The organism is Micromonospora sp. NPDC005215, from assembly GCF_040607915.1.
Taxonomy (GTDB): Bacteria; Actinomycetota; Actinomycetes; order Mycobacteriales; family Micromonosporaceae; genus Micromonospora.
In genome coordinates, this window is record NZ_JBEXHQ010000028.1 from 72504 (window position 1) to 97465 (window position 24962).

General features: G+C 72.2%; 23 protein-coding genes. 12 read left to right on the plus strand and 11 right to left on the minus strand.

What is annotated here, in order from left to right; translation table 11 throughout:
- Positions 1-81 precede the first annotated feature (81 nt).
- A complete protein-coding gene (locus tag ABZU25_RS21265) occupies positions 82-591 on the minus strand; it encodes a DUF664 domain-containing protein (protein WP_355031085.1) in 510 nt (169 codons plus the stop codon).
- A 250-nt stretch (positions 592-841) separates the two neighbouring features.
- Between ABZU25_RS21265 and ABZU25_RS21270 the strand changes: the two genes are divergently transcribed.
- Positions 842-1027 carry a hypothetical protein gene (locus ABZU25_RS21270; protein ID WP_355031086.1) on the plus strand — a complete coding sequence of 62 codons (186 nt, stop codon included), beginning with the start codon at positions 842-844 and terminating at the stop codon, positions 1025-1027.
- Positions 1028-1043: 16 nt separating this feature from the next.
- Here ABZU25_RS21270 and corA read toward each other — a convergent pair whose 3' ends face one another.
- A complete protein-coding gene (gene corA / locus ABZU25_RS21275) occupies positions 1044-2174 on the minus strand; it encodes a magnesium/cobalt transporter CorA (RefSeq protein ID WP_355031087.1) in 1131 nt (376 codons plus the stop codon).
- Between the two features lie 168 nt (positions 2175-2342).
- Between corA and ABZU25_RS21280 the strand changes: the two genes are divergently transcribed.
- Positions 2343-4301, plus strand: coding sequence for an amino acid transporter (locus tag ABZU25_RS21280; protein WP_355031088.1), 1959 nt, complete (start codon positions 2343-2345; stop codon positions 4299-4301).
- 58 nt (positions 4302-4359) lie between these two features.
- Positions 4360-4758 (plus strand): hypothetical protein, encoded by a 399-nt coding sequence (locus tag ABZU25_RS21285; RefSeq protein WP_355031089.1) that lies wholly within the window; start codon positions 4360-4362, stop codon positions 4756-4758.
- A gap of 351 nt (positions 4759-5109) precedes the next feature.
- Here the strand turns inward: ABZU25_RS21285 and ABZU25_RS21290 are convergent, their stop codons facing one another.
- On the minus strand, positions 5110-6684 hold the full coding sequence (locus ABZU25_RS21290; protein WP_355031090.1) for a Na+/H+ antiporter: 1575 nt from the start codon (positions 6682-6684) through the stop codon (positions 5110-5112).
- 331 nt (positions 6685-7015) lie between these two features.
- Positions 7016-7234, minus strand: a complete 219-nt coding sequence (locus tag ABZU25_RS21295) for a winged helix-turn-helix domain-containing protein (RefSeq protein ID WP_355031091.1) — start codon at positions 7232-7234, stop codon at positions 7016-7018.
- 281 nt (positions 7235-7515) lie between these two features.
- Between ABZU25_RS21295 and ABZU25_RS21300 the strand changes: the two genes are divergently transcribed.
- The 3 genes from ABZU25_RS21300 (at position 7516) to ABZU25_RS21310 (ending at position 8554) form a co-directional block, all read left to right on the plus strand.
- On the plus strand, positions 7516-7728 hold the full coding sequence (locus tag ABZU25_RS21300) for a hypothetical protein (RefSeq protein WP_355031092.1): 213 nt from the start codon (positions 7516-7518) through the stop codon (positions 7726-7728).
- Positions 7725-7997 carry a hypothetical protein gene (locus ABZU25_RS21305; RefSeq protein WP_355031093.1) on the plus strand — a complete coding sequence of 91 codons (273 nt, stop codon included), beginning with the start codon at positions 7725-7727 and terminating at the stop codon, positions 7995-7997. The genes ABZU25_RS21300 and ABZU25_RS21305 overlap by 4 nt, the downstream gene beginning before the upstream one ends.
- Before the next feature lie 86 nt (positions 7998-8083).
- Entirely contained in the window at positions 8084-8554 is a 471-nt protein-coding gene (locus ABZU25_RS21310; protein WP_355031094.1) for a DUF6196 family protein, read from the plus strand.
- Between the two features lie 57 nt (positions 8555-8611).
- Here ABZU25_RS21310 and ABZU25_RS21315 read toward each other — a convergent pair whose 3' ends face one another.
- On the minus strand, positions 8612-12004 hold the full coding sequence (locus ABZU25_RS21315; RefSeq protein WP_355031095.1) for a BTAD domain-containing putative transcriptional regulator: 3393 nt from the start codon (positions 12002-12004) through the stop codon (positions 8612-8614).
- A gap of 138 nt (positions 12005-12142) precedes the next feature.
- Between ABZU25_RS21315 and ABZU25_RS21320 the strand changes: the two genes are divergently transcribed.
- The 3 genes from ABZU25_RS21320 to ABZU25_RS21330 all read left to right on the plus strand — a co-directional run bounded on the left by ABZU25_RS21320 (position 12143) and on the right by ABZU25_RS21330 (position 14202).
- Entirely contained in the window at positions 12143-13021 is an 879-nt protein-coding gene (locus tag ABZU25_RS21320; RefSeq protein ID WP_355031096.1) for an alpha/beta hydrolase, read from the plus strand.
- A gap of 339 nt (positions 13022-13360) precedes the next feature.
- Positions 13361-13810 carry a hypothetical protein gene (locus tag ABZU25_RS21325; RefSeq protein WP_355031097.1) on the plus strand — a complete coding sequence of 150 codons (450 nt, stop codon included), beginning with the start codon at positions 13361-13363 and terminating at the stop codon, positions 13808-13810.
- Positions 13810-14202: a hypothetical protein gene (locus ABZU25_RS21330; protein WP_355031098.1), complete on the plus strand. Its 393-nt coding sequence runs from the start codon at positions 13810-13812 to the stop codon at positions 14200-14202. Before ABZU25_RS21325 ends, ABZU25_RS21330 begins: the two co-directional genes overlap by 1 nt.
- Positions 14203-14219: 17 nt before the next feature.
- Here ABZU25_RS21330 and ABZU25_RS21335 read toward each other — a convergent pair whose 3' ends face one another.
- The 3 genes from ABZU25_RS21335 to ABZU25_RS21345 form a co-directional block, all read right to left on the minus strand.
- Positions 14220-16391 carry a hypothetical protein gene (locus tag ABZU25_RS21335; RefSeq protein ID WP_355031099.1) on the minus strand — a complete coding sequence of 724 codons (2172 nt, stop codon included), beginning with the start codon at positions 16389-16391 and terminating at the stop codon, positions 14220-14222.
- Positions 16392-16399: 8 nt separating this feature from the next.
- On the minus strand, positions 16400-17602 hold the full coding sequence (locus ABZU25_RS21340) for a low temperature requirement protein A (RefSeq protein ID WP_355031100.1): 1203 nt from the start codon (positions 17600-17602) through the stop codon (positions 16400-16402).
- A 121-nt stretch (positions 17603-17723) separates the two neighbouring features.
- Positions 17724-18659 (minus strand): SDR family NAD(P)-dependent oxidoreductase, encoded by a 936-nt coding sequence (locus tag ABZU25_RS21345; RefSeq protein WP_355031101.1) that lies wholly within the window; start codon positions 18657-18659, stop codon positions 17724-17726.
- A gap of 132 nt (positions 18660-18791) precedes the next feature.
- On the opposite strand from ABZU25_RS21345, the gene ABZU25_RS21350 reads away from it, so the two are divergent.
- Positions 18792-19643, plus strand: coding sequence for a helix-turn-helix domain-containing protein (locus ABZU25_RS21350; protein ID WP_355031102.1), 852 nt, complete (start codon positions 18792-18794; stop codon positions 19641-19643).
- On the opposite strand, the gene ABZU25_RS21355 is transcribed toward ABZU25_RS21350, so the two are convergent.
- The 3 genes from ABZU25_RS21355 to ABZU25_RS21365 all read right to left on the minus strand — a co-directional run bounded on the left by ABZU25_RS21355 (position 19640) and on the right by ABZU25_RS21365 (position 22800).
- Positions 19640-20407, minus strand: coding sequence for a TetR/AcrR family transcriptional regulator (locus ABZU25_RS21355; protein ID WP_355031103.1), 768 nt, complete (start codon positions 20405-20407; stop codon positions 19640-19642). The two genes, ABZU25_RS21350 and ABZU25_RS21355, sit on opposite strands and share 4 nt — an antisense overlap.
- 69 nt (positions 20408-20476) lie before the next feature.
- Positions 20477-22111 (minus strand): MFS transporter, encoded by a 1635-nt coding sequence (locus ABZU25_RS21360; RefSeq protein WP_355031104.1) that lies wholly within the window; start codon positions 22109-22111, stop codon positions 20477-20479.
- The gene (locus ABZU25_RS21365) at positions 22105-22800 is read right to left on the minus strand and encodes an SDR family oxidoreductase (protein ID WP_355031105.1); all 696 of its coding nucleotides are present in this window, start codon (positions 22798-22800) and stop codon (positions 22105-22107) included. Before ABZU25_RS21365 ends, ABZU25_RS21360 begins: the two co-directional genes overlap by 7 nt.
- Before the next feature lie 153 nt (positions 22801-22953).
- Between ABZU25_RS21365 and ABZU25_RS21370 the strand changes: the two genes are divergently transcribed.
- Both ABZU25_RS21370 and ABZU25_RS21375 read left to right on the plus strand, forming a co-directional pair.
- Positions 22954-24243 carry a histidine kinase gene (locus tag ABZU25_RS21370; protein ID WP_355031106.1) on the plus strand — a complete coding sequence of 430 codons (1290 nt, stop codon included), beginning with the start codon at positions 22954-22956 and terminating at the stop codon, positions 24241-24243.
- On the plus strand, positions 24231-24896 hold the full coding sequence (locus ABZU25_RS21375) for a response regulator transcription factor (RefSeq protein WP_355031107.1): 666 nt from the start codon (positions 24231-24233) through the stop codon (positions 24894-24896). Before ABZU25_RS21370 ends, ABZU25_RS21375 begins: the two co-directional genes overlap by 13 nt.
- The last annotated feature ends 66 nt before the right edge of the window (positions 24897-24962 follow it).

The window sequence follows — 24962 nt, forward strand, 5'->3', positions numbered from 1 at the left end:
CCGCAGGATCACCCGTGCCCGGGTGAGGCCGGTTCACCCGAAAGGGGTGAGGTGCCGGGAGCGCCGATGTCGGCCCGACGGTCAGCCGGTTTCGAGCAGCCCGCGCACGTAGGCGGCCTGGCCCACGTGTTGCAGGTCGTCCTCGGCGACACTGACCAGCCGGACGCCGAGGGTGACCGGCGGGTCCCACCCCTCGTCGACGACGCGGTCCAGGTCCGCCGGACGCAGGCCGGCCAGGAACTTTCCGGTACGCGACGCGACCGCCCCGTAGTAGTCGATCAAAGCCTGCGCGCTCTCCGGCCGCACCGTCGCCACCTGGGCGGGCGAGTGCCCGTAGCCCGTGTTGTCGGGGTCGGCGGTGAGGCCGAACCGGTCCGCCCAGTCGCCACTCACCCAGATCTGCTGGGCGTCGAGCACGTCGGCGACGTGATGGTCCTGGACCCGGGTGAGGTGCCAGACCAGCCAGCCGATCGAGTTGTGGCCCGGTGCGGTTTCGTGGCGCAGTTGCTCCGGGCTGAGGCCCTCCACCGCGGCGCGGACGAGGTCGGGTAGCCGGTCGTACGTCTCGGTCAGCAGATCACTCACGTTCACTGGGCACGCCTCCTGGTCGGTTTCCGTCAGGTACCGCCGAGACGGGCGCCCAAACCCCGGTCGCTGACCCCGGAGAAAATGTCCGGTTTGGCGGGCGACAGTCGGGAAACCGAAAAGAAGCGGTGGTAATGGGGCCTGACGTGGGATGGTTCGACGTAGATGTCGTCCTGCCGAGCGCGGTCCGCCCGGCCGGTGGCGCGGGCTCACGCCGCGCCGCCCGCGGCGGCTTCGACGAGGAGAGGCGGGGCCCATGCAGGCTCAGCGCAGGCCAGCGCGTGCGGAGCGGAGCCAGACCCGGGACGACCGGACCGGCGGCGGCATGACCGGGGCGGCGACGCCTCTGACGATCTGGGCCGCCGCCGTCCTGCTCGGTCGGATCGCCGCCGGCGACGACGACGTCGAGGACGAACGGCACATCCTGCGCGGCATCGAGTGATCCCGGCCGGGGTGGTTCACAGCCAGCCGCGCCGCTTGAAGATCATGTAGAGGGTGCCGCAGACCAGCAGCATCAGCAGCAACGCGAACAGGTAGCCGAAGCGCCAGTTCAACTCCGGCATGTGGACGAAGTTCATTCCGTACACGGTGCCGATGAGCGTGGGAGCGAACAGGATCGCCGCCCACGACGAAACTTTCTTCAGCTCCTCGTTCTGCGCGTAGCTGGCCGCGGTGAGGCTGCGCATCTCCTCGTTCTGCTGCTGCGAGACGAGGGTGGCGTTGACGGTGAGGATGTTCTGCAACAGGTGCCGGAAACCGTCCACCCGCTCCACCACCTGGATCAGGTGGTCGGTCACGTCCCGCAGGTAGCGGCGCAGTTCCTCGTCGGTGCCGGCACTGCTGGCCCCGTCGGCCAGTGCGTTGAGCACGGTGAGCAGTGGGCGGGCGGCCCGCTGGAACTGGATGACCTCGCGGCTGAGGCCGTAGATGCGCCGGCTGGCGTTCGGGTCACCGCCGAACACCTGGGTCTCGATCTCGTCGATGTCGTTCTCCAGCCCGGCCACCACCGGCGCGTACCCGTCGACGACCTGGTCGAGGATCGCGTAGAGGATCGCCTCCGGGCCCCGGGCGAGCATCGGCGCGTCGGTCTCCATCCGCCGCCGCACCGCGGCCAGATCCGGGACCTCACCGTGCCGAACGGTGATCACGAAGCCCGGCCCGATGAACAGGTGCAGCTCGGAGAACTCGACCTCCTCGCGCACGTCGTCGTAGCTGGCGGCGCGCAGCACCACGAACAGGGTGTGCCCGTACCGCTCCAGCTTGGGTCGCTGGTGGGCGTTGATCGCGTCCTCGACCGCCAGGTCGTGCAGTCGGAACTCCCGGGCCAGCGAGGTGATCTGCTCGATGTCGGGCCGGTACAACCCGATCCAGGCCATCGCGCCGTCCTGCTCCTGCAGGCAGCGGAACGTCTCGGCGAGCCCGGACGGCGAGGCGAAGCGGTGCCCCCGGACGTAGACCGCGCTGTCCACCAGGCCGCCGGTGGGCGGCTCGGGCGACACCGTCGACGGCGGCGCGTCAGCCGTGGTCTCGTACTCGTCCAGTTGGCGACCGAAGCCACCACCAGGGCGGAAGCGGCGGCCACCGACCATGCCCTGTCCCCTCCCCGGCGCCGTCCGCCCCCGGCTGCGCTCCCGCCGACCCGGGGGCGCTGCATCCCCCGTGTCCGCGGCCCGAAACCCGCCCGTCGCCGGGTGGGTTTCGGGCACCCGGGGACGGGCGCGGCCCAGCGGGCGGATACTCACGGTGACCATGGGCGAATGACGGGGGACGCGCCGATGGAGGTCGACAGGCGCGGCGGCCGGCTGCGGGGGTGGCTGCTCGACGCCGGCTCGGAGCAGGCCTCGCAGCGCCCCGGGCCGGGCGGGCATCCGCCGGAGCACCGGCACCATCCGTGGTGGAAGGTGATGTGCCTGACCGGCGTCGACTACTTCTCCACTCTGGGCTACCAACCGGGCATCGCGGCGCTGGCCGCCGGGGCGCTGTCGCCGGTGGCGACGCTGGTGCTGGTGCTGGTGACGCTGCTGGGCGCGCTGCCGGTCTATCGGCGGGTGGCGGTGGAGAGCCCGCACGGTGAGGGTTCCATCGCGATGCTGGTACGCCTGCTGAGCTACTGGCCGGGCAAGTTGCTGGTGCTGGTGCTGCTCGGTTTTGCGGCGACCGACTTCATCATCACCATCACCCTGTCGGCCGCCGACGCGACAGCGCACATCGACGAGAACCCGTTCTGGCCGGACGGGTTCAAGGGGCACGAGGTGCTGGTCACCCTGCTGCTCGTGTCGCTGCTGGGCGCGGTGTTCCTCAAGGGTTTCACCGAGGCCATCGGGATCGCCGTCGTCCTGGTGGCGGCCTACCTGGCGCTGAACGCGGTGGTGGTGGTCGACGCGCTGTGGCGGGTGGTGACGCACCCGAGCGCGGTCGAGGACTGGACCACCGCGCTGACCACCGGGCACGGCGATCCCTGGCTGGTGGTCGGGCTGTCGCTGCTGGTCTTCCCGAAACTGGCGTTGGGCCTGTCCGGCTTCGAGACCGGGGTGGCCGTGATGCCGAGCGTACGGGGCGACCCGCAGGACTCGGAGGCTCGACCGCTGGGCCGAATCCGCGGCACGCGCCGACTGCTCACCACCGCCGCGGTGATCATGAGCGTCTTCCTGATCACCAGCAGCGTGACGACCACCATCCTGATCCCGGCGCAGGACTTCCGGCCGGGCGGGCCGGCGAACGGCCGGGCGCTGGCCTACCTGGCGCACGAGCACCTCGGGGAGGTGTTCGGCACCATCTACGACCTGTCCACCATCGGGATCCTCTGGTTCGCGGGAGCGTCGGCGATGGCCGGTCTGCTCAACCTCGTCCCCCGCTACCTGCCCCGCTACGGCATGGCACCGGCCTGGGCGCGGGCCGTCCGGCCGCTGGTGCTGGTCTTCACCACGGTGGCCTTCCTGATCACTGTCGTCTTCAAGGCCAGCGTGGACGCGCAGGGCGGCGCGTACGCCACCGGTGTGCTGGTGTTGATCACATCGGCGGCGACGGCGGTGACGCTCGCGGCGGTCCGGCGGCGTCAGCGCGGTCGCACCATCGCGTTCGGAGTCATCGCGGTGGCCTTCGTCTACACGACCCTGGCGAACGTGGTGGAACGCCCCGACGGCGTCAAGATCGCGGCCTGTTTCATCGGTGGGATCATCGTGGTCTCGCTGCTGTCCCGGGTGTCGCGGGCCTACGAGCTGCGGGTCAACCGGGTCGAGCTGGACCCGGTCGCGGCCCGAATGATCGACGAGCGCTCCGGGCGGCGGATCCGCCTCATCGCGCACGAACCCGACCACCGGGACGAGGCCGAGTACCGCGCCAAGTTGGCGCAGACCATGGCGGACAACGACTTCCCCGACGACAGCGACGTGATCTTCGTCGAGGTGCACGTCACCGACCCGTCGGACTTCGAGACCGAACTGCTGGTGCGCGGCACCATGGCCGACGACAGCTTCGCGGTGCTCAGTCTGACCAGTGCCTCGGTGCCCAACGCGCTCGCCGTCCTGCTGCTGGAGATCCGCGACCGGACGGGGCGGCGGCCGCACATCTACTTCGAGTGGAGCGAGGGCGGCCCGGCCCGCAACTTCCTGCGCTACCTGGCGTTCGGGCAGGGCGCGATCGCCTCGGTCACCCGGGAGATCCTGCGCCGCCAGGAACCCGACCCGTGTCGCCGGCCGCACGTGCACGCCGGCTGACCTGCGTCCCACCAGATGCTCGACATGATCGTTCTGGCCGAGGCGCTAGCTTCCTCGAATGAGCTACGACATGTTCGTCCAACGGTTCGAGCAGGGCGATGCGGCGCCGATGGCGGGTGAGGCGTTCCTGGCCGTCTTCGAACCTCGCGTCGACCGTCGGGAACCCCAACACAGCTACTGGCACATCAGCGCCGATGACGGCGGCACAGCAGACGTCTACGCCGCCCTTGCCGGCGGCACGATCGACAGTCTCATGATCAGCCATTTCTCCGCCGGTGCCACTCTCGACCTGCTCGTCGAGTACGTCAGGCATGCTGATGCTGTCGTGCTTCCACCTAGCTGCCCCACCTTGCTGGCGCACGAAGGGCAGCGGCACCACCTTCCCGACGAGTTTCGCGCCGACGCCCTGGTCGTCCAGGCGGGTGCGGACATAGAGCGCGTCCTGCGAAGCTGCTAGGCGAGCAAGTCCTAACCCAAGGCTGGGGCTGGGGTTACGGCGAAGGGCGCTTTCCATCTGCTGTGGCCGCCCACCATGTCGATGTGTTGTTGAGCGCTATACCTCAGAGGATAAATATGACTCTGAGGTATACCGCTCACTACCGCATCCGCCCCCACGGAGGTGACCGACTGTCACCGCCGGCCGCCGGCCGCCGGCTGCGCCCACCGCCCAGCCAGGGTCAGGAATTACTCGTCCAGGCGATGGGTGATCCATGTGACGTGGTGGGACTAGACAGACCCACGGGCGGAGCATCCGGGCCACGCCGGTTCCTCGCCCCATGTGCGCGCACACCTGAGCCGAGGCGGCCGATCAGTCGTTGGGCTGGCGCCCCAGCAACCGGATCTCCTCGTTGTCCAGCGCGGCCTGGAGTTCCTGCAGAACCAGGTCGTCGATCTCCCGGTTGTCGCGCAGCCGGGTGATCTCCCGCCGCTTGTGCGCGAGGACCCCGAGGCGCAGTCGATGTTCCAGGCGACGTTCCTCGGCGGTGTTCCCCCCGATCTCGTTGACGTCCGCCAGGTGTCGTTGGTACTCGGCCTGCAACCGGCGCACCGCCTCCTCCCGGGCACCGACCTCGGCGGCGACCTGCGGTAGGGCGGCCAGTCCCACCTCGGTGGCGCGCCGCTGGGCGTGCCTGGTCTCGTCGACGCGTTCGGGGTCGCCGACCAGTCCCGCCCAGCGCACCACAAGCGGCAGGGTGGTGCCCTGAACGAGCATGATCAGCACGATCACCAACGCGGTGACGAAGATGATCAGGTCACGTTCCTCCACCGGTCGACCGGCGACCGTCATCGTCGGAACGGCCAGCGCGGCGGCGAGCGACACCGCGCCCCGGAAACCGGACCAGCCGCCCACGGTCCCCACCCGCCAGCCGGACGGACTTCCGCCGTCGTCCACCATCCGGCGACGCCGCAGCCGCGCCGACTGCGCGGTGAGGAGGATGAAGAGCAACCGGGTGGACACGACGACCAGGGTGACCATCAGGACGATCACCAGCGCCCGTTGCGGGGAGGTGCTGGTGATGCCCCGCACCGCCCGGGGAATCTGCGTGCCGAGCAGGACGAACAGCCCGCCGTTGATCAGGAACGTGGTCAGGTCCCAGAATGCGTACGCCAGCACCCGGGACCGGGCGCGGATCACCCGTGGGCCGGCGTAGGCCAGCACCAGCCCGGCGACCACCACCGCCAGCACGCCGCTGGCGTGCACCGAGTCGGCGAGCAGGAACGCGCCGAACGGTGTCAGCACACTCAGCGCGCCCTCGCGTAGCGGATCGTCGAGCCGCTTGCGGATCAGCACCACGACGGCCCCGACCAGCAGACCGGAGAGTACGCCGCCGACGCTGGCGCCGACGAACTCCTCACTCACGCCCAGCACGCCCGGCTTCGCGCTCCCCGTGAGTAGACCCACGGCCACCGCGAAAACCACCAGGGCGGTCCCGTCGTTGATCAGGCTCTCCGCGTGCAGCGTGGTGAGGAGCTTGCGGGGCAGCTTTTTGGCGAGCCCGGTGACCGCGGCGGCGTCGGTCGGCGCGAGGACCGCGCCGAGCACCCAGGCGGCGGCGGAATTCACGCCGAACGCCTGCGCGGTGAACGACACCGCCACCATGGTGAGCACCACCAGCACCACGGCGAGCAGCCCGATCACCGGCAGGTTGGCCCGGATCTCCCGCAGGCTGATGGTGAGGCTCTCCCGGTACAGGATCGCCGGCAGGAAGATCAGCAGCACCAGGTCCGGTTCCAGAGTCACCTCGGACAGCGGCGGCGTGAACCCGAGCAGCACCCCGAACGCGATGAGCAGCACCGGCGGGGCGACCCGGTACCGACCGCCGAGGGTGGTGCCGACCAGGACGGTGACGCCCAGCACCACGATCAGGACGAGCACCTCCACGCGTACCCCCTCGATCGTTGCGCGCCGGTGGTTACATCTGACCGCACCCCGGTTGCCGGTTCGGCACGTTCCGGCAAGTCGCCGGGGAGCCCGAGCGCGGCGGACGGGTCGTGTGGCACGGAGATGGGCACCGGAAGGAAGCGTGAGCTGGAAGAGATGAGCTACGGGGACGTTGGTTGTCCCGGCTGCCGTTGGGTCTACGGCTGCTGTGCCACCTTGACTGGACCGATGACGCGACCCGGACGGACCTGGCCAACAGGCAGCTTCCCTGCACGGCTCATGGCTCCGCCGTGCGCCCTGATCAGCTGACGGGTGTATTCAGTAGTCGGCGCTAGCCACGTGCCGTGACATAAACCCCGCGGCCTGGCTGGCCATACACCAAGCCCCGGGCCTTGAGTTGGATCATGACGAACCGGATGACTGTCTCACTCACTTCGTACAGCGCGCAGAGTTGTGATGTGCTGGGCAGCTTGTCGCCGGGCTTCAACACGCCCGACTCGATCTGTCTCGTGATGTCGTCTGCGATCTGTTGATACAGCGGCTCAGCCATCGGTCGTCCTCCCTGCATTCCAGAGAACACGCAGGGGGATTCTTCAGGCGACACGGGGTATCGTCGGTATACCCAGCGTACCCAGTAACGTAGGTTGGAGATGTGCCGATGGTGAGCTTCAACGAATATCTAGCGGCAGTAGCCATGACCCTTGCCCGCAGGCACAAGCCGGTGTGGTCGTGGGTCAGGTGGCGCAACGTCTGCAAGTGCGGGAACGAGCTTCCGTGCCGGACCAGACACAGGATCCCGATCAACCGGGGTCACTGGCCGGGCGAAAGCCGATGACGGAACACGCACCGGTCCTGCCGCTCTGGCTGTGCGAGACGTGCGAGAGGCCCTGGCCCTGTGTCACACGCCGCGCGGAGTTGCTGGGGGAACAGGATCCGGTGCACCTCGCCTACTACCTGAGCCTGTGCCTGATCTCTGCCGGACAGGACATGAGCTGGGCACCCCCGGACGTGCTCCGACGCAGGTTCATCGGTTGGTTGCCGTGAAGGCCGGAGACGTCGTGTTCATTGGCCCGGACTGCTCGGTGCAGTTCACGGGGGACCGGGCGCTGATGATGCGGGTGGCGTCCATCGGCGAGGCCGACCCCTACAACGGGTGGGTGTGGGTTGCGGGGTACGTCCTCGACGCGCGAGGGATGGCCACGGCCAAGCGTGAGCTGTACGTGATCAAAGCCCGGCTGCGCGTCGCCCCGGCCCCCGTGGCGGTCAGCAACCCCGGGCGTAAGGAGCGCGTCACTCGACGCGTACCGGCCTGAGCTTGTCGTTCAAGGTTCGCGCGGTCCGCGATGATCTTCACGGCGCGGAGTCGGTGGGCCGGTAGGCCGGCGGCGGTGTGTCGGGCGTGACTGCGCTAATGCACGCCATCAAGCAGGATCATCGCGTGGTCAGTATCAGCCAGGAGTCCCCTGACGAGACCGAGCGGCGGCTGCGACACGTCATCGCGGCCGCAGACCTCGTCATCTTCGACGGCGAGTGGTCGTTCTTTGAAACGCCGCTTGCTCAGCCACCAGCCCTGACGGCCGATGTGCTGGCCGCGGTGCGCGACGAAGACGGGTGGTCCTGGTTGGCGCCAGCTGGCCCGCTAGGCGGTGAGCGCTTCGCCGTGTTCTCGTTTCACTTCCCGCCGGAGATGGACAACAGCGGGTTCGTCGGCTGGCTGGCTACCGAGTTCAAGCGTCGGTTGGGCACCGGCGTATTCGTCATCTGTGGCCAGAACAGCGGTCGCGGTGGAATCTACGACTACTGGGGCTGTCCGGTCCAGGTCCGGGCGCAGGCCTTACAGGTTCTTGGTGAGTTGCGGGCCGGCCGGTGAGCGATGGAGGCGGGGTAGCGGCTGCTTCGGCCTGCTAACGGTACGGCGCATCGCAACCTATTGAAGGTCGTTGCCATAGGCATGGCTGTGCAACCTGAGCGCTGAGGTTGGGTCGTCGGCGCGGACGCGTGCGGTAAGGGCGCGGGCGGTACGGCGGTGGCCGGCGGCTTCCTCGTCGCGGCCCAGAGCGGCGGCCAGGTCGGCGAGGTGCCCAGCCACCGGGCCGACGGTGACCACTCCGCTGCCGGCAGCCAGTTCGGCGGCGGCCGGGCGGAGCGCGGCGGCGAGGCGTTCCATTGTGGGCCGGTCACCGATGGCCAGCGCCGCCCGAGCGGTGAGGCACAGCCGCACCTCCCGCAGCAGGTCGTGCGGCCCGTCTGGCAGCGACCGTAGCGCGGCTCGGGTGGCCCTGCGGTCGTCGGCGGCAGCGAGCAGCAGGGGCTGGACCCAGGGCTCGTGCGGGCCCCAGTCCAGCCGCGCCCAGTCCTCGTCGTCCGGCCCGGGAATCGGTCGCCGCCCGGGGACCAGCCAGGCGTCACCTGCCTGCGGGGGGTCGCTCACCGCGTCGGCCAGTCGCAGGCCGAGCAGGGCGAGCGGGAGGAGCCCGCGGGTCAGGCCCGGCATGCTGTCGGCGGGCAGTCGGTCGGCGGCCGACCGGTACGCGTCCGCCGCCGCGGCCGACTCGCCGTCCAGCGCCAGCCGCAGCGCGGCGTACCACCGGGTGAAGACGCCGACCAACGGCAGTTCGTACCGTTCGGCGAGGCGGTCGGCGGCGCGGGCGTGCGCGTCGGCAGCGGGCCGGTCGGCCAGCGCGCAGCCGGCCTGGACCAGGATGAGGTGGCCCAGCACCTCGAAGGTCACCAGTTGGTGCCGGGCGGCCAGGTCGACCAGTTCGGCGCCGATCCGGGCCCGCTCACCGGCCTGGCCGACCCGGTCGAAGGCGTGCATGAAGCGAGCGTTGAGCGCGAAGGCCAGCAGCCCTGGGTCGCCGACGGTCCGGGCGATCGTCTCGGCCTCGTCCGCCGCACGGCGGCCACGAGCTGTGGTGGAGCCGCGCAACTCCAACGCGAGGGTGCTCAGCAGCCGGCTGCGCCGCGCCGAGGCGGTCGAGCCGAGAGCGGTCAGCGCGTGTTCGGCGGCGCGGACGATGTACCCGGAGAGCAGGTCGTCGTCGTTGCGCGTCCAGATGGCAGGCACGTCGAAGCCCGCCAGCACCTCCTCGATCAACAGGGCGTCGCCGCCGGACTCGGCGGCGGCGATCGTCTCGGCCCGCTGCCGCCGCGCCTCCGCCAGCCGGCCGGTCACGGCCAGCGCGCGCCCCAGGCCGAGCAGCGCGGTCAACCGCTCGCGGTGCGCGACCCCACCGGCGCGGTCGTACGCCTCGATCGCCTGCCCCCACAGGCGGGCTGCCTCGTGCGGGTTACCGTCGCGTTCGGCCCGCTCGGCGGCAGTGCGGGCGTACGCCGCCGCGCGACCGGCAGCGACCGGCCCACCGGCGCGGAGCAGGTGGTACGCGAGCGCGGCAGGCTCGACGGGTTCCCGTTGCCGCAGCACCTCGGCGACGGCCGCGTGCCAGGCGGCGCGGCGCGGCGCGGACAGGTCGGCGTAGAGCGTGTCGCGGACCAGGATGTGGGTGAAACGCAGCCGCCCGTCGGCCTCCCGCTCGCTGAGGAACCCGGCCTGCAGGGAAAGGTCCACGGCGTCCAGCGCTGCCGTCGGGTCACCGGCCAGCGCGCTGAGCACCTCCGGGTCGAGGTCCCGGCCGAGCACGGCGGCCTGCCGCAGCACGGTACGGGCCGACGCGGGCAACTGCGCCAACCGGTGCCGGATCACGTCGCGCACCCCGGGTGGCACCGTGGCCAGGGCCGTCTCGCCCTCGCCCGCGTACAACTGGGCCAGCTCGCGGACGAAGAACGGGTTGCCGCCGCTACGGTGCTGGATCAACTGGACGGTGGCCGGGTCCAGGTCCGCCCCGACGACGGCGCGGGCCAACTCACCGGTCGCCGACGCGGACAGGCCGGCGAGATATTCGCGCACCGGCTCCAGCCCGGCGACGCGGGCCAGGACGGCGGTCAACTCCGGGCTGATCTCGGTGGCCCGGTAGGTGCCGAGGACCAGCACCGGCCCGGTGGCCGGCTGCGGGCCGACGAGCAGTGCGGTCAACAGGTCCAGGGTGTCAGCGTCGGCGCGGTGCAGGTCGTCGAGGACCAGCAGCACCGGTCCTCGGTCGGCGACCGCCGAGACCAGCGACGCCACGGCACGCTGGCGGCGGAACCGCGTCCCGGCCGGGTCGACCGAGCCGTCGGCCTCGCCGACCCCGTCCGGTCCGGCGCCCTCGTCCTTCGACCCGGCCAGCGCCTCGGTGACCTGTGTCCACGGCCAGGCCGGCGGTGCGCCCTCGTACTCCGGGCTGCGTCCCCACGCCGTGGCCCAGCCCTCGGCGGCGAGCCGCCGGGCCAACGTCTCGGCCAGGGCGCTCTTCCCAGCGCCCGGCTCGCCGCTGAGGAGCGCCAGGGTGGGTCGGCGGCGCTGGGCGGTCGCGTCGGCGGCCCGCTGGAGCCGGACCAGCTCCGCATCGCGGCCAACCAACGGTCGCCCCGGCGCCGATCCCGACAGGCCACCTCGAACGGGTCCGGCCGCGACGGCCACCGCGGGGGTGCGGGTGAGGTGAGCCGCCTGGGCCAGGATGTCGGCCTCCAGTCGCCGCAGCTCGGGCCCCGGGTCCACCCCCAGCGCGGACACCACGGCGTCGCGGGCGTCGCGCAGCGCGGCCAACGCCTCGCCCTGCCGGCCGGCGCGGTAGCGGGCCAACGCGAGCAGCCGCCAGGCGTCCTCCCGCAGCGGATGGCCGGCGAGGTGGGCGGGCAGGTCGGCGGCGGCCTCGTCCGGCCGACCCAGCGCGAGCAGCGCCTCGGCCCGCCGTTCGACGGCGAGCATCCGCAGCTCGTCCAGCCGGTTGATCTCCGCGACGGCCCAGAACGCGCCCGCGCAGTCCGCGTACGCGGGTCCGCGCCAGAGCCCGAGCGCCGTGTCCAGCGCGGCCAGCGCCGGTGCGGGCAGTTCGGCAGTCAGCAGTCGTCCCGCCTCGCCGACGGCCGCCTCGAAACGTGCGGCGTCCACCGCGTCCGGGGCGGTGCGCAGCGCGTACCCCGAGGGTTCGGTGACCAGGAGGCGGGGTGGCTGCCGGGGCGGCCGGTCGGGCTCCAGCGCCCGGCGCAGGTCGGCGACGAAGGTCCGGATCGCGCCCACCGCGCCGTCCGGCGGGACCTCCCACAGGTCGTCGACGAGGCGATCCACCGGCACCACCCGGCCGTGGGCGATCAACAACCGGGCCAGCACCAGGCGCTGCCGGTGCCCCCGCAGCGGGACCGGGCCGCCCCCGGTGGCGGCGGTCACCGGCCCGAGTACGCCGAACGTCACCTCCACCGGTGGCGTCGGCTGCCTGGTCATGGCACCAATCTAGGCGGCTGTGCCGGCCCGCACTGATCCGACGCTGACCGTCCGCTGATCACCTCGGGGCAGGCTCGACACCGTACGACGGCGACGGGTCACCGCCCGAGCCGGCCCTGCTCACCAGGAAGGTTCCCCGTGGAGCCGAGGATCAACGGATTCGACTACCAGCGCGTCACCGTCGCCGACGGTGTGACGCTCGCCGCCGCCGTGGGCGGCTCCGGGCCGCCGATCGTGCTGTTGCACGGCTTCCCGCAGACCCACCTCATGTGGCGGCACGTCGCGGCCGACCTGGCCGCCGACCATACTGTCATCTGCCCCGACCTGCGCGGCTACGGCGACAGCGACAAGCCGGTGGACGCCGACGGCACCGGGTACGCCAAGCGGACCATGGCCGCCGACGTGGTGGCACTGGCCGGCGCGCTCGGTCATGAGCGCTTCGCCCTGGCCGGGCACGACCGGGGCGCCCTTGTCGCGTTCCGTGCCGGCCTCGACCACCCGGCGGCGATCAGCCGGCTCGCCCTGCTCGACGTGCTGCCCACCCTGGACATGTGGGACGTGCTGCACGGCGCCAGCGCCGCTGTCGCCTTCCACCTGTACCTGATGGCGCAGCCGCCGGGCCTGCCCGAGGAGCTGATCGGCGCCAGCCCGGACGCGTTCTTCGGCCACTTCCTGGACGTCTGGACCCGCGACCCGGGTGCGCTGCCGGCCGAGGTGCGCGCCACCTACCTGCGCGCGTCCCGCACCGCGGTCGCCTCGATCGTCGCCGACTACCGGGCGTCCGCCGGCATCGACGTCACCCACGACACCGCCGACCGCGCGGCGGGCAACCGGCTGCGGATGCCGGTGACAGTGCTCCAGCAGGACTGGGGTGCGGCGCTCGGCTACGACGCGGCCGGGGTGTGGCGGGCCTGGGCCCCCGACCTCGACCACCAGACGGTCACCTGCGGGCACTTCATGGCCGAGGAAGCGCCCGCGGTGGTGGTCGGGGCGCTGCGCGCCCTGCTGCGGCGGTGATCGGCCGCCGCTGAGCGCCGGTCGCCTGCGGTAATACTTCCGACACTGTGCGCGCCGAGGTCGCGCGGGCGCCGCCGCTGCGCGCCCTCGGCGTCCCGCACGTCGCCGAATATGCCCCTGACCTGCGAAAATGCGACTTCGCACAGGTGGACGCGAACCGGTCGGCGGTGATAGACAGGCAGATATCGGCAGCCAACGGCGGCGAGTCGCCCATCGATCGTTCTCCCGCACCGTCGCCCTCGGGCTTCGCCGCACGGACCGCTCCGCGATCGCGATCCACCCCACGGCACCGGCCCCGGTGGCGGACCGGTGAGCACGATCATCGACCAAGGAGTCGCTGTGGGGCATCTGCGGAACCGCGCGAAGCACCAACCGTTCGAGGTGGCCGCGCTGATCACGACCCCCATCTGTGGGGTCCTGCTGCTCACGCTCGACGTCCGACCACCGTCGGTCCAACTGGCCATGCCGGAACCCATCCAGCTCGGCTGGGAGGTAGCCCTGATCGCCGTCGGCGTGGGCGGGCTGCTGGGCATCCTGTGGCCCGGTCGGCTCTCCACCGGCCTCGGCATCGAGTTCGCGTCCGTGCTGGTGCTCGGCACCATCACCGGCATGTACGCGGTGGCGCTGGTGGCGGTGGCGGGCCGGCAGGGCGTCGTCGCGGCGTCGTTGATCAGCGCGGTGCCACTGGGGTCCTTCTGGCGGGTCGCCCAGATCGTCGCCGACCTGCGCTGCCTGGCCTACGGCCATCAGTGCGCGACTCACCGACAGGTCGTGGGAGGCGTCACGTGATGTCGGTATCGACACCCGAGGCGCCGCACTGGGTGCAGATGCTGCTCAGTCTGCTCGGCGTGCTCGGCGGTACGACCGGCCTGGCCGCCATCGCCACCGTCGTGTCCCAGCGGGGCAAGTTCAAGGCCGACGCCGCCGACACGCTCACCGAGGCCGCCCTGACCCTCGTGCAACCCCTACAGATGCGGATCACCGAGTTGGAGAGCGAGGCGGTGAGCGCACGGTCGGAGTTGACGCTGCTGCGCGAGCAGGTCAACCAGTTGCAGTTCGTCGTCCGGGTGCTGACCCGGACCCTCGACCGGTGGCGTGCCGCCGTGCACGCCCCCGACGCCACCCTGCGCAGGATCCGCTCGGTGGTCGCGGAGTCCGAGCGGCTGGCCGAGGAACAGTGACGGGTATCGCCGGCGGCTCATCCGCCGTCCGGGAGGCGGAGTCGGCCGGCGAGTTCCCGCAGCGCCGCCCGGAACTCGGGTTCGGTCTCGTCCGGGCGGTGCCCGCGCAGCGGTGGCGGTCGACGCTCCCCCGGTGACGGCAGCAGGTCCCGAGGGTCGCGCAGCCTGCGGTCGACCCGCCCGGCCGGGTCGGCGGCGTCCGGCGGCGGATCGCCGGGCCGGTGCGCGGCGAAGATCCAACCGCCGACCGGGTCCGTGTCGCGCCAGAGGTTGAGCCACCGCCAGCCGACCCGCTCCCCCACCTCGCGCAGCACGTTCTCGTTAAGGTACGCCGGGAAGAGCCGGGCGTAGAGCCGGTCCAGCGGGGAGCCGTAAGTGAGCAGCGCGACCCGTTGACGTGTTCGCGGAGGCAGCCGCAGCACCGCGAGGGCCAGCAACGCCGAGCCGTGGCTGTGCCCGCACAGCACCACCCCGGCATGCCGCTCGGCCAGTTGGGTGATCCGGTCGGCCAGCTCCGGCACCGCGCGGTCGGCGTAGCTCGGGGGCGCGAACGGGTGGGCGGCCCGGGGCCAGAAGGTGCCCAGGTCCCACAGGATCCCGACGTGCCGGCGGAACCATGACGTCCGGTAGGCGAACACCCCACCGGACAGCAGGACGAGGACCACGGCGACGACGACGTAGGTGCCCCCCGTGAGTGCCATCCCGACGAACCCGACCGGCAGCCCGAGAACCTGCCGCGCCACCTCGTCCGGTTCGCGCCCGAACTGCCCGAGCAGACTCGTGGCCAGCCCGATCACCGCGAGCGCCGCGTACGCGGTGGCCAGCAGGCCCAGCCACTCGGTGAACCGCGCCCGGGCCACGGCCCTGGTGACCTCCCGCAGCCGCCCGGTCGCCTCCGGCGGCGGCGCGGGAAAGTCGCTGGCGGTGATGTCCGCCGCCGCACGCCGGCGGCGACGCCGCGACAGGACGGTCAACGCGCCGCACACCAGCACCGCCGCGACCACGTGCAGGAACGCCGCCAGGATCGTCCAGCGGTACGGCAGCGGCGGCTCACCGTCACCGCGATAGCCGCCGAGCAGAACGCCCGTCTGATAGACGAGGCCGGCCGAGAGCGCACCGGACAGACCGACCGCGATGGCCGCGATGACCGTCGCGCCCAGTCCTCGCCGCAGCGCGGACCGACCGTTCGCACGACCGGGGTGCCACAGCACCAGCCCGCAGAGCAGCACCAGCAGCACCATCTGGCCGAGCAGCGCCCCGCCCGTGATCGCGCCGTAGCCCGGGAGCGCGGCCGACGACGGCCAGCCCCGCTCGTCGGTCGCCACGGCGACCAGGGTCGCCACAGTCAGCCCGGCCGCCACCAGGCCCGCCGCGCGGGCGGTCCAGGTCGACATCCGCACGGTCGCCGCACTGTCGATCAGCCCCGGCGCGGCGAGCAGGCCGACGCAGGCCAGCAGGATCGCCGCGCTGAGCGTCAGAAGCAGCGTCGTCGCGGGCGTCGCGCCGCCGGCGCGACGGGCCGCCAGCAACAGGAGATCGAGTACCGCGAGCGCGGCGGCGACGTGGATCGCCCGCAGCCGCTCCACAAGCGGCTCCACCGCCCACAGTGGGTTGCCGGCCGGACGGGACCGGCGGGTTCCGAGCACCCGCAGGAGCGCGACCGCGGCGATCGGCAGCAGCGCCAGCACGGCCAGCCGCTGCCCGACGTGTCGGCCGTCGAAACCGGCAAGCGTGTCGAAGGGCGCCCGGCAGCGGGCCGCGCCGAGACATCGCCAGGCGAGCAGGTCGAGGGCGACCCCGGCGATGGACACCACGTACACCACTGTGAGGTTGAGCGCGAGGAGGCGGCACAGGACGGTGACCCCGGCGGCGGCGCGGCCGGCGGGCCGCATCCACACCGCCAGGTTGCTGAGCATGAACGGCAGCAGGAAGACCATGGAGAGCGTCCGAGCCACAGTGCCCGAGGGCAGGTCACCCCAGCGGTACGCCTCCAGCGTCAGCCCGTCCCGGTCGGTGCCGTCGGACCCGGCGCGGCGGTGGAAGCCCCCACTGTCGTCGCCCGCGACCTGCCGCACCCTCGCCTCGCCCAGCACGACCGAGGGTTGCGCCCCCGACACGCCGTGCACCCGCAACTCCACCACGTCGTCGCGTCGCGGTTGGTCGCCGTGCCTGGGTGGCCTCTCCGGCATCGGGGCGGTTACCCGTGCCGTCGCAGATCGGGCGCATCGCTCCCCCCGGCCGGGCGGGACTGCCGCCACAGTCCGGGCATCGCGTCGACCACGACGATCAGCAGCAACACGCCGGCGACGACGGCACTGTTGGCCAGTTGCGGGAGTTTCTGGGTCGCCCACCCGAACACGACGATGGCCGGCACACCGACCAGGCGCGCCCAGGGCAGGCTGGTGTCGACCATCGCCGAGAGCAGGATCCGGGCGGTCAGGAACAGCGCCGGGCCGACGACGCCCACGGCCAGCCAGCCCGGATCGCGTTCTCCCGGATCGCCGATGGTCAGCTCCATGCCGACGGTGGTGGCCAGGACTCCGGCGATCATGACGACGTGCAGGTAGCCGGCCAGGAGCGCCAGTTTGCTGCCGGGCGGGCCGGCCGCCACGATGCTGGCGCCCAGTCGCGTGCCGGCGGGCACCAGGTAGAGCCGGGCGAGGGCCACCGCTGTCACGAACGCCAGGGCGAAGGCCACTGTGCTCTCCCGGTCCATGCCGGAGTCTCCGTACGCGACGCCGGAGACCAGGATCAGCTCGCCCAGCGCGATGATGAAGATCTGCTGGTAGCGCTCGGAGAGGTGCTCACCGTTCACCTGAAGGTCCGGCCAGGAGCTGCGCCCGAGCCGCGGAAACGGCCAGCGCAGCCGGGCGAGGGCGTACTCCAGCACGATGGCGAGCGCCCAGAACGCCTCCCGGGCCGGGGCGACTACCGCCCCGACCACCCACAGCACGCCGGAGATCGAGAACCAGATCGCCACCCGCAGGCTCCGCAGTTGCAGCGGGTGCCCCCGCAGCGCCGGGATCAGCAGCGCAGCTCGACCGAGGTGGATGGCCACGTAGGCGACGGCGAACAACCCGGCGTGCGAGTCGAACGCGGTGGGCACGGCGGCGGCCATCAGCAGGCCGCCGAACATCACCCAGAGCAGGAGTACGACGATCAACGGGGCACGCGGGTCGAACCAGTCCGCCGACCAGGCGGTCACAAACCACACCCACCACAGCGCCGCCAGCATCACCAGCACCTGGAAGGCGCCGTTGGCGCTGTGGTCGTTCAGCAGCGTCCGGGACAGCCGGGTCAGCGCGAAGATGAAGGCCAGGTCGAAGAAGAGCTCCAGGAACGACGTCCGGCGGGGGTTCTCCCGCCGCTGGAGCAGCCGCCCGGGGAGCCCGCTCGCCATCGCCCCCCTTCCCCGACGTCACCTGCCGCCCCAGTCGTACCACCCGCCCGGCCGGCTTCGGGTCGGTTCCGCCAGGCCCGGCCGCTTCCCACGGCGGGCGGCGCCACCCGTCGGCGCGCCCTCATGGCGTGCGCCCCGACGTCGGGGCGCCGGTCGCGACCAGGTCCGCCGCCACGTCCCAGAGTCGCTGCGCGTTGCCCGGATCGATCGCGTACGCCGCCACACCGCTGTAGTCGGCGGGTCGCTCGGTGACGACCGGTGCCTCGGCGCAGTCCTCGAAGTAGCGACCGCCGACGCCGTCGAGCAGCGGGGACGCGGCGAGCAGCACCGAGGTCGCGGCCCCCTGCTGCGGGGTCTTCTGCCGCTCCCTGGGCGTACGCAGCCCGCCGGTGTGCTTCTGCAGGCCGGTGGCGATCGCACCCGGGTTGAGCGCGTTGGCGTAGATGCCCTCGCCGGACCAGCGGCGGGTCACCTCGACGGCGAGCAGGGCCTCGGCGCTCTTGGACTGCCCGTAGGCCAGCAGCGGGTCGTACGGCCGGAACGCGAAGTGCAGGTCGTCGAAGATCACCGGGGAGAAGAGGTTGCCACTGGAGCTGACCGACACCACCCGGGCGCCACCGGCGGCGACGAGCGCGTCGTGCAGGCCGACGGTCAACGAGTAGTGCCCCATGAAGTTGGTGGCGAACTGCATCTCCCAGCCCTCGGCGGTCCGCTCCAGCTCGGGCAGCGCCATGATCCCGGCGTTGTTGACAAGCATGTGCAGCGGCTGGTCCCAGCCGGCGACGAACCGGCGTACCGAATCCTGGTTGGCCAGGTCCAGCTCGCGGACGCTGACCCGGCCCGCGCCGATGTCGGCAGCGGCCTGCTCGCCGGCGCTGACCCGACGTACCGCGAGCACGACCTCGGCGCCGGCGGCGGCCAGCGAGCGGGCGGTCTCGACGCCGATGCCGGCGGCGCCTCCGGTGATGACGGCCCGTTTGCCGGTCAGGTCGACTCCGGCGAGGACCTCGTCCGCGGTCGAGGTGAAACCGAACGGGGTCGTGATTCGCTCGCTCATCCTTGTCCCAACTCTCGGTGGCGCTTACGCCCCAAACTGTCACCCCACCGGCCGGGGTTAGCCGGGTTCCTGGTTTTCCTGGTAGTGGCAGGACCAGGATGGGCGGCCGATGGCCGCTCCTACGATGGGTTGGTGCGCACTGCCGGTCCGCTCGGCGAGTACCTGCGTGCCCGGCGCGAGCTGATCACGCCGGGCGACGTCGGGCTGCCCGCGCACGGCCGTCGGCGGGTGCCCGGCCTGCGGCGCGAGGAGTTGGCGCTGTTGGCCGGCATCAGCGCCGACTACTACCTGCGGCTGGAGCAGGGACGTGACCGGCACCCGTCGACGCAGGTGCTCGACGCGCTGGCCCGGGCGTTGCGGCTGGACGCGGCGGCCACGACGCACCTGCGCCGACTCGGCGAGCAGGCGTCGACCCGCCGCCCGGCGCGGCGGCCGGAACGCGTACCGGTGGGCATCCGACAGTTGGTCGGCTCGTGGACGGAGACCCCCGCCCTGGTGCACGGCCGGCACCTGGACGTCCTCTTCGCCAACCCGGTGGCGACCGCGCTGGCGCCGATCTACGCGGTCGGCGTGAACCTGCTGCGCGCGGTCTTCCTGGACCCGGCAGTGCCGTCGCTCTACCCCGCGTCGGAGGCGGTCGCGGCCAACGCGGTGGCCGGCCTGCGCGCGCAGGTGGGCGCCGAGGTCGACGACCCCCGGCTTCTCGAACTTGTCGAGGAGTTGTCCGCCGGCAGTGAACGGTTCCGGCGGTTGTGGGCCCGGCACGACGTGGTCCCCCGCGCCGGTGGCGGGGTGCGGGTGTTCCGTCATCCCCGGGTGGGCGAGCTGGAGTTGCGGTACGAGAAGCTCACGATCGCCGGCACGACCCAGTCGCTTGTCGTCTACCACGCCGAGCCGGGCAGCCCGTCGGCGCGCGCGCTCGCCCGGTTGGCCCGGGACGCGGTGGGTGGGGTGCCCGGTCCGGCCGGGTCCCGGCAGCGCTAGCCGGCGGTGGCCCGTTCGGCGACCACCACCGAGATCCCGTCGAGGACGCGTTGCAGGCCGAACTCGAAGGCGTACTCCGGGCCGAAGGCGGCGCCGTGCTCCTGGCCGGCAGCGGTGCCGACCCGGGCGGCGGTCGGGTAGGTCCCGGCCGTCAGGAACGTCTCCAGCCAGGGCGCGTGCGACTGCCACCACTGACCGTCGGTCATGCCGGTCTCCCGCTCCAGGTCGACGACCTCGGACTCGGCGCGGGCGGAACTCCTCACGTGCCCGAGGACGAGCGTGAGCACCGCGTCCATCTCGACGTCGGTGAGCCCGATGTCGGCGACCGTGTTCAGCTCGCTGTCGTACTTGGCCACCAGGTGGGGGCCGAGCACGGGTCGGGTGGTCTCGGCCCGCAGCATCCACCGGTGCCGCTGGTAGAGCGCGAGATTGTCGCGGGCGACCCGCTCCAGCCGGATCCGCCAGTCTCCCTCGACGGTGGGGCGCGGCATCTCCCCGTACGCGGTGTCGATCATGACGGCGACGAGTTCGGCCTTGCCCGGCACGTAGGTGTAGACGCTCATCGTGCCGACGCCCAACGCCTCACCGACCCGGCGCATGGTCAGCGCGTCGAGGCCCTCGGTGTCGGCGATGTCGATAGCGGTCCGGACGATCCGGTCGACGCTGAGCCCCGGGCCGGCGCTGCGGCTTGTCGGTTCCCTGGTGCGCCAGAGGATGGCCAGGCTGCGGGCCGGGTCCGCGGTCGCCTTGCGTTCGCTCGCCATGGTCCGGTCATCCTAACAACGCGACCGTACGCCGTACGCCGCCCGTGCGCGGGGTCACCGGGGCCAAGGTCAGAGCTTTTCGCGGTCGTCGGACAACGTCGGGCCGGCGGCGGCGGGCACGAGGTGCCGCACCTCCGGTTCGTCGTCGGTCAACTCCCGGGCCCGTTCCTCGGCCGCGCGATCCTCGCCGGTCAACCGACCGCCATGCTGGCGCAGGTGTTCGTCCCAGGACGGCACCAGATACACCTCGACGAACCGGTCCGTCGTCTCGGCCGGCCGGAACAGGCCCCAACGCATCGCACCGGTCCGCTGCCGCGCGCCGCGCACCAGGTCCATCGCGGCGAGGAACGACCGGACCCGCTCCGGACGAACGGTGTACTGCACCGTCACCAGCACCGGCCCCACCCCCGGGTCCGGCTCGTGCGCCAGGTGCAGTTGCGGCCAGTAGGCCGCCGGCTCACGGTTGACCGACCGCAGGTCCGGTAACGGCCAGATCCGACTGGTCGCGGTGCCGACAAGCATCAGCGCCGCCGCCGCGAGGTAGGCGAGGACCAGCCCGGCCATGTCGGCCACCAGCCCCCAGACCAGCGCGCCGACCGCCTGCCCGCCGGCGAAACACACCTGGTAGACGGCCAGCCCCCGGGCCCGTACCCAGGTGGGCAGGAAGAGCTGCATCTCGGCGTTGACGTTGGCCAGCACCGTCACCCAGGCCATCCCGGCGGGCAGCAGGGCGAGGAGCACCAGGGGCACCACCCGCACGGTGCCGACCACTGTCAACGCCACGGTGAACAGCCCTCCGGCGATCAGCAGGAGCTGGTTGGCCGACAGCCGGGTGCGGATCACGGCCAGCAGCACACCGCCGGCGATGGCGCCCACGCCGAGAGCGGCCAGCAGCAGCCCGTACCCGCCGGAGCCCAACCCCAGCCGCCGGGCAGCCACCAACGGCAGCAACGCCCACAGCGCGCTGGCCGGGACCACGAAGACAAGTGCACGACGCAACAGGCGGCGCACTGTCGGCGAGTGACGGACGTACCGGCTGCCGGCGCGCAGGGCGGCGGCGAACCGCTCGGGCACCTCGACGGCGCGGGCGTTGCCGGGTCGCCAGCGCCACAACGCGTAGGCGAAGATCCCGAACGCGACGGCGTTGAGGCCGAAGACCGGGGCGACGCCGGTGCGGGCGATCAGCACACCGGCCACCGCCGGCCCGACCGCCCGTGCCACGTTCACGCTTATCGAGCCGAGCGCGGACGCCGACCGTAGCTGGCCGGATGGCACCAGTTCCGGTATCACCGCCGCCCAGGCCGGCAGGGTGAGCGCCTGCCCGACCCCGAACGCGAAGGTGAGGGTGAGCAGCAGCGCCGGAGGCATCCGGTTGGTGTGGGTGAGCAGTGTCAGCGCCACCGCCACCGCCACCAGGAACAGCTGCACGGCGATCAGCAGGTGCCGGCGGTCGAAGTTGTCGGCCAGCACCCCGGCGGGCAACGCCAGCAGCAGCACCGGCAGCAGGCTGGCGGTCTGGACAAGCGCGACGAGAGTGGACGCGTTGGAATGGTGGATCAGCAACCACTGCGCGCCGACCGTCTGCATCCAGGTGCCGATGTTGGCGGCGAGCAGGGCCAACCACAGGTTGCGGTAGACCGCGATCCGAAGCGGCGCCCAGGCCGACGCCGGACGGTCGTCGGGTCCGGCTCCCGCCGTCACCACCGCCCGTCCGCGCGCAGCACGCGCTCACCGGACACGTAGAGATCGTCGGGTTTGAGCAGCAGCAGTCGGACGACCTCGGTGGCGACCTGTTCCGGCATGGCGTACACCTCGTCCAGGAACTCGGCACCCACCCGTTCCTGCAACCGCGTCGGCATCGGCCCGGGGTGCAGCTGCATCACCTTGACCCGGTTGCTGTGCTGCGCCTCGGCCAGCGAGTCGACGAGGCTGCTGCCGTAGCTCTTGGTGGCCCGGTAGACGGGGATGCCCGGTCGGGGGGCCGCCAGCGCCATCGCGCCGATGTACACGACATTCCCGTGGCCCTGCCGGTGCAGGTGCCCCACCACCTCGCGCAGCAGGTACGTGATACCCAGCACGTTGATCTCCACAGCTCGGCGGACCTGCTCCACGGACAGGTCCGCCAGCTCACCTCCCGCCCACATCGAGGCGCAGGCCGCCACCCCGTCGATCGTGCCGTAGCGCTCCACCACCTCGGCGAACCCCTCACGGACCTGCTCATAGGAGGCGATGTCGCAGACCGTGCCGTCGCACCCCAGCTCGTCGGCCGTCGCGTCGACCTCGGACGGCACGTTGCCGAACACCACGACTTGGTGCTCGTCGACCAGCAGCTGGGCCACCGCGAGGCCGAGCCCGCTGGTACCGCCGACAATCACGAAGGTTCTGGCATCCATATCTCTCCAGCCGCCACCCGGACAGGTCACGTGCGCCGCGTTCTTCCCGTTTCCGGAGCCCGCACACGCGGTCGGCCGGTAGTGCTGGACCTACCTCGGAAAGTGGATCTGGACGGCTGGGGCGGCCGGTCGCCCGCGATTAGCGTCAGCGGCATGACCTCGCAACTCCCTCCTCGGCTGGCCACGGCGCTGCGTCGCCGCGACTGGCTGATCTCCGCGTGGCCCTGGCGGGCGCTGGCCTACCTGATCAGCACCGTGCCGATCGCGGGCCTGCTCGCCGTCGGGCTGCTCGTCATCGGCGCACCGCTGCTGGCCGCCGCCAACGGGCTGCTGCTGCACGGCCGGCCGCCGGGCGTCGCGCTCGTGCTCTTCCTGGCGGTCGGCAGCCTCACCCTGCTGGCATTGGCGCCGATCGTGAGCTACCCGGTGGCCGTCATCGAGCGGTGGCGGCTCGGGCTGGTGGACAACCGCCCGTTGCCCGCCGCACCGTGGCCGGGGCTTGTCGCCCGCTACCGCAGCGCCGCGACCTGGCGCGAGGTGGCGTACCTGTTCTGGCTGGGCGGGTTCGCGCCGGTCGCGTACTGGGTCTTCCTGCTGCTGGTGCTGCTCGACGTCGGGATGATCACCAGCCCGTGGTTGGCCGGGGACGCCGAGCCGGTCGTCATCTGGCGCCCGATCGAGAGCACCGGCGAGGCCATCCCGTACGCGATAGTGGCGGTGCTGCTGCTGCCGGTCTTCTGCTACGCGGCCGGTCTGCTCGCCGCCACCCAGGCCGCCGTGGCCCGGTGGGCACTGGCCTGGCCCGTCGACACGGCGGCGCTGCGCGAGGTCGCCAGGTCGCGCACCCGGCTGGTCGGCGCGTACGAGGCGGAACGGCGCCGGATCGAACGGGACCTGCACGACGGCGCGCAGCCGCGACTGACAAGCCTCACCCTTCAGCTGGGCCTGGCCCGGTTGGACGTACCCGAGGACTCCCCGGCCGCCCGGCCCCTCGCGGTCGCACACGACCAGGCGCGGGGCCTGATGGTGATGTTGCGGCAGTTGGTGCACGGCATTCGTCCGCAGAGCCTCACCGACCTCGGTCTGGCCGGTGCCGCGAGCGAGCTGGCGGACGCCGCCACCATTCCGGTCACCGTGCACGCCGACCTCGACGGCGAGTTGCCGGAGATCGTCGAGACCACCGCCTACTTCGTGGTGTCCGAGGCACTGGGCAACGTCGCCCGGCACGCCGGGGCGACCCACGCCGAGGTACGCCTCAGCCGGGCCGGCGGGGACCTCGTCGTCGAGGTGGCCGACGACGGCCGTGGCGGTGCCGACCCCACCCGGGGCACCGGCCTGACCGGACTCGCCGACCGGATCGCCGCCGTGGACGGCCGGCTGCTGCTGTCCAGCCCGCCCGGCGGGCCTACCCTGGTCCGGGTGGAGCTGCCGTGTCGTCGGTGACCCGAGTGGTCCTCGCGGAGGACGAGGTGCTGCTGCGGGAGGGCCTGGTCGCGCTGCTGACCCGCTTCGAGTTCACTGTGTGCGCCGCCGTCGGCTCCGCGCCCGAGTTGCTGGGCGCGGCCCGCGAGCACGAACCGGACCTGGTGCTCACCGACATCCGGATGCCGCCGGGCCGCCGCGACGACGGGCTCCGGGCGGCCGTCGCGTTACGCGCCGAGCGACCCTACCTGCCGGTGGTGGTGCTCAGCCAGTACGTACAGACCGGGTACGCGGCGGCGCTGCTGGACAGCGGCGACGGTCAGCGGGTCGGCTACCTGCTCAAGGACCGGGTGGCTGAGGTCACCGAGTTCGTCGACACGCTGCGCCGGGTCACGGCGGGCGGCACCGCCATCGACCCGGACGTGGTGCGGCAGCTGCTGCACCGCCCGCGCGATCCGCTCGCCGCGCTCTCCGCCCGGGAACGCGAGGTGCTGGCGCTGCTGGCCGAGGGCCGGTCGAACGCGTCGATCGCCGGGCGACTGCACGTCAGCGAGGCGGCGGTGGGTAAGCACGTCGGCAACATCCTGCTGAAGCTCGACCTGCCGCCGAGCGACGACACCAACCGGCGGGTGCTCGCGGTGCTCACCTACCTGCGCAGCGACCCGGCGGGCTGACCCGGGCCGGGCCGAGGTCGGGGCGTAGATTCGACAAGCGGTACCGCCGCCACCGAGGAGCGCGGG

Bases quoted from the DNA above. Each gene is read 5' to 3' on its own strand.
- ABZU25_RS21270 (WP_355031086.1), top strand. From the start codon at position 842: ATGCAGGCTCAGCGCAGGCCAGCGCGTGCGGAGCGGAGCCAGACCCGG.
- corA (WP_355031087.1), bottom strand. From the start codon at position 2,174: ATGGTCGGTGGCCGCCGCTTCCGCCCTGGTGGTGGCTTCGGTCGCCAA.
- ABZU25_RS21280 (WP_355031088.1), top strand. From the start codon at position 2,343: ATGACGGGGGACGCGCCGATGGAGGTCGACAGGCGCGGCGGCCGGCTG.
- ABZU25_RS21285 (WP_355031089.1), top strand. From the start codon at position 4,360: ATGAGCTACGACATGTTCGTCCAACGGTTCGAGCAGGGCGATGCGGCG.
- ABZU25_RS21295 (WP_355031091.1), bottom strand. From the start codon at position 7,234: ATGGCTGAGCCGCTGTATCAACAGATCGCAGACGACATCACGAGACAG.
- ABZU25_RS21300 (WP_355031092.1), top strand. From the start codon at position 7,516: ATGACGGAACACGCACCGGTCCTGCCGCTCTGGCTGTGCGAGACGTGC.
- ABZU25_RS21315 (WP_355031095.1), bottom strand. From the start codon at position 12,004: ATGACCAGGCAGCCGACGCCACCGGTGGAGGTGACGTTCGGCGTACTC.
- ABZU25_RS21330 (WP_355031098.1), top strand. From the start codon at position 13,810: ATGTCGGTATCGACACCCGAGGCGCCGCACTGGGTGCAGATGCTGCTC.
- ABZU25_RS21335 (WP_355031099.1), bottom strand. From the start codon at position 16,391: ATGCCGGAGAGGCCACCCAGGCACGGCGACCAACCGCGACGCGACGAC.
- ABZU25_RS21340 (WP_355031100.1), bottom strand. From the start codon at position 17,602: ATGGCGAGCGGGCTCCCCGGGCGGCTGCTCCAGCGGCGGGAGAACCCC.
- ABZU25_RS21345 (WP_355031101.1), bottom strand. From the start codon at position 18,659: ATGAGCGAGCGAATCACGACCCCGTTCGGTTTCACCTCGACCGCGGAC.
- ABZU25_RS21355 (WP_355031103.1), bottom strand. From the start codon at position 20,407: ATGGCGAGCGAACGCAAGGCGACCGCGGACCCGGCCCGCAGCCTGGCC.
- ABZU25_RS21365 (WP_355031105.1), bottom strand. From the start codon at position 22,800: ATGGATGCCAGAACCTTCGTGATTGTCGGCGGTACCAGCGGGCTCGGC.
- ABZU25_RS21370 (WP_355031106.1), top strand. From the start codon at position 22,954: ATGACCTCGCAACTCCCTCCTCGGCTGGCCACGGCGCTGCGTCGCCGC.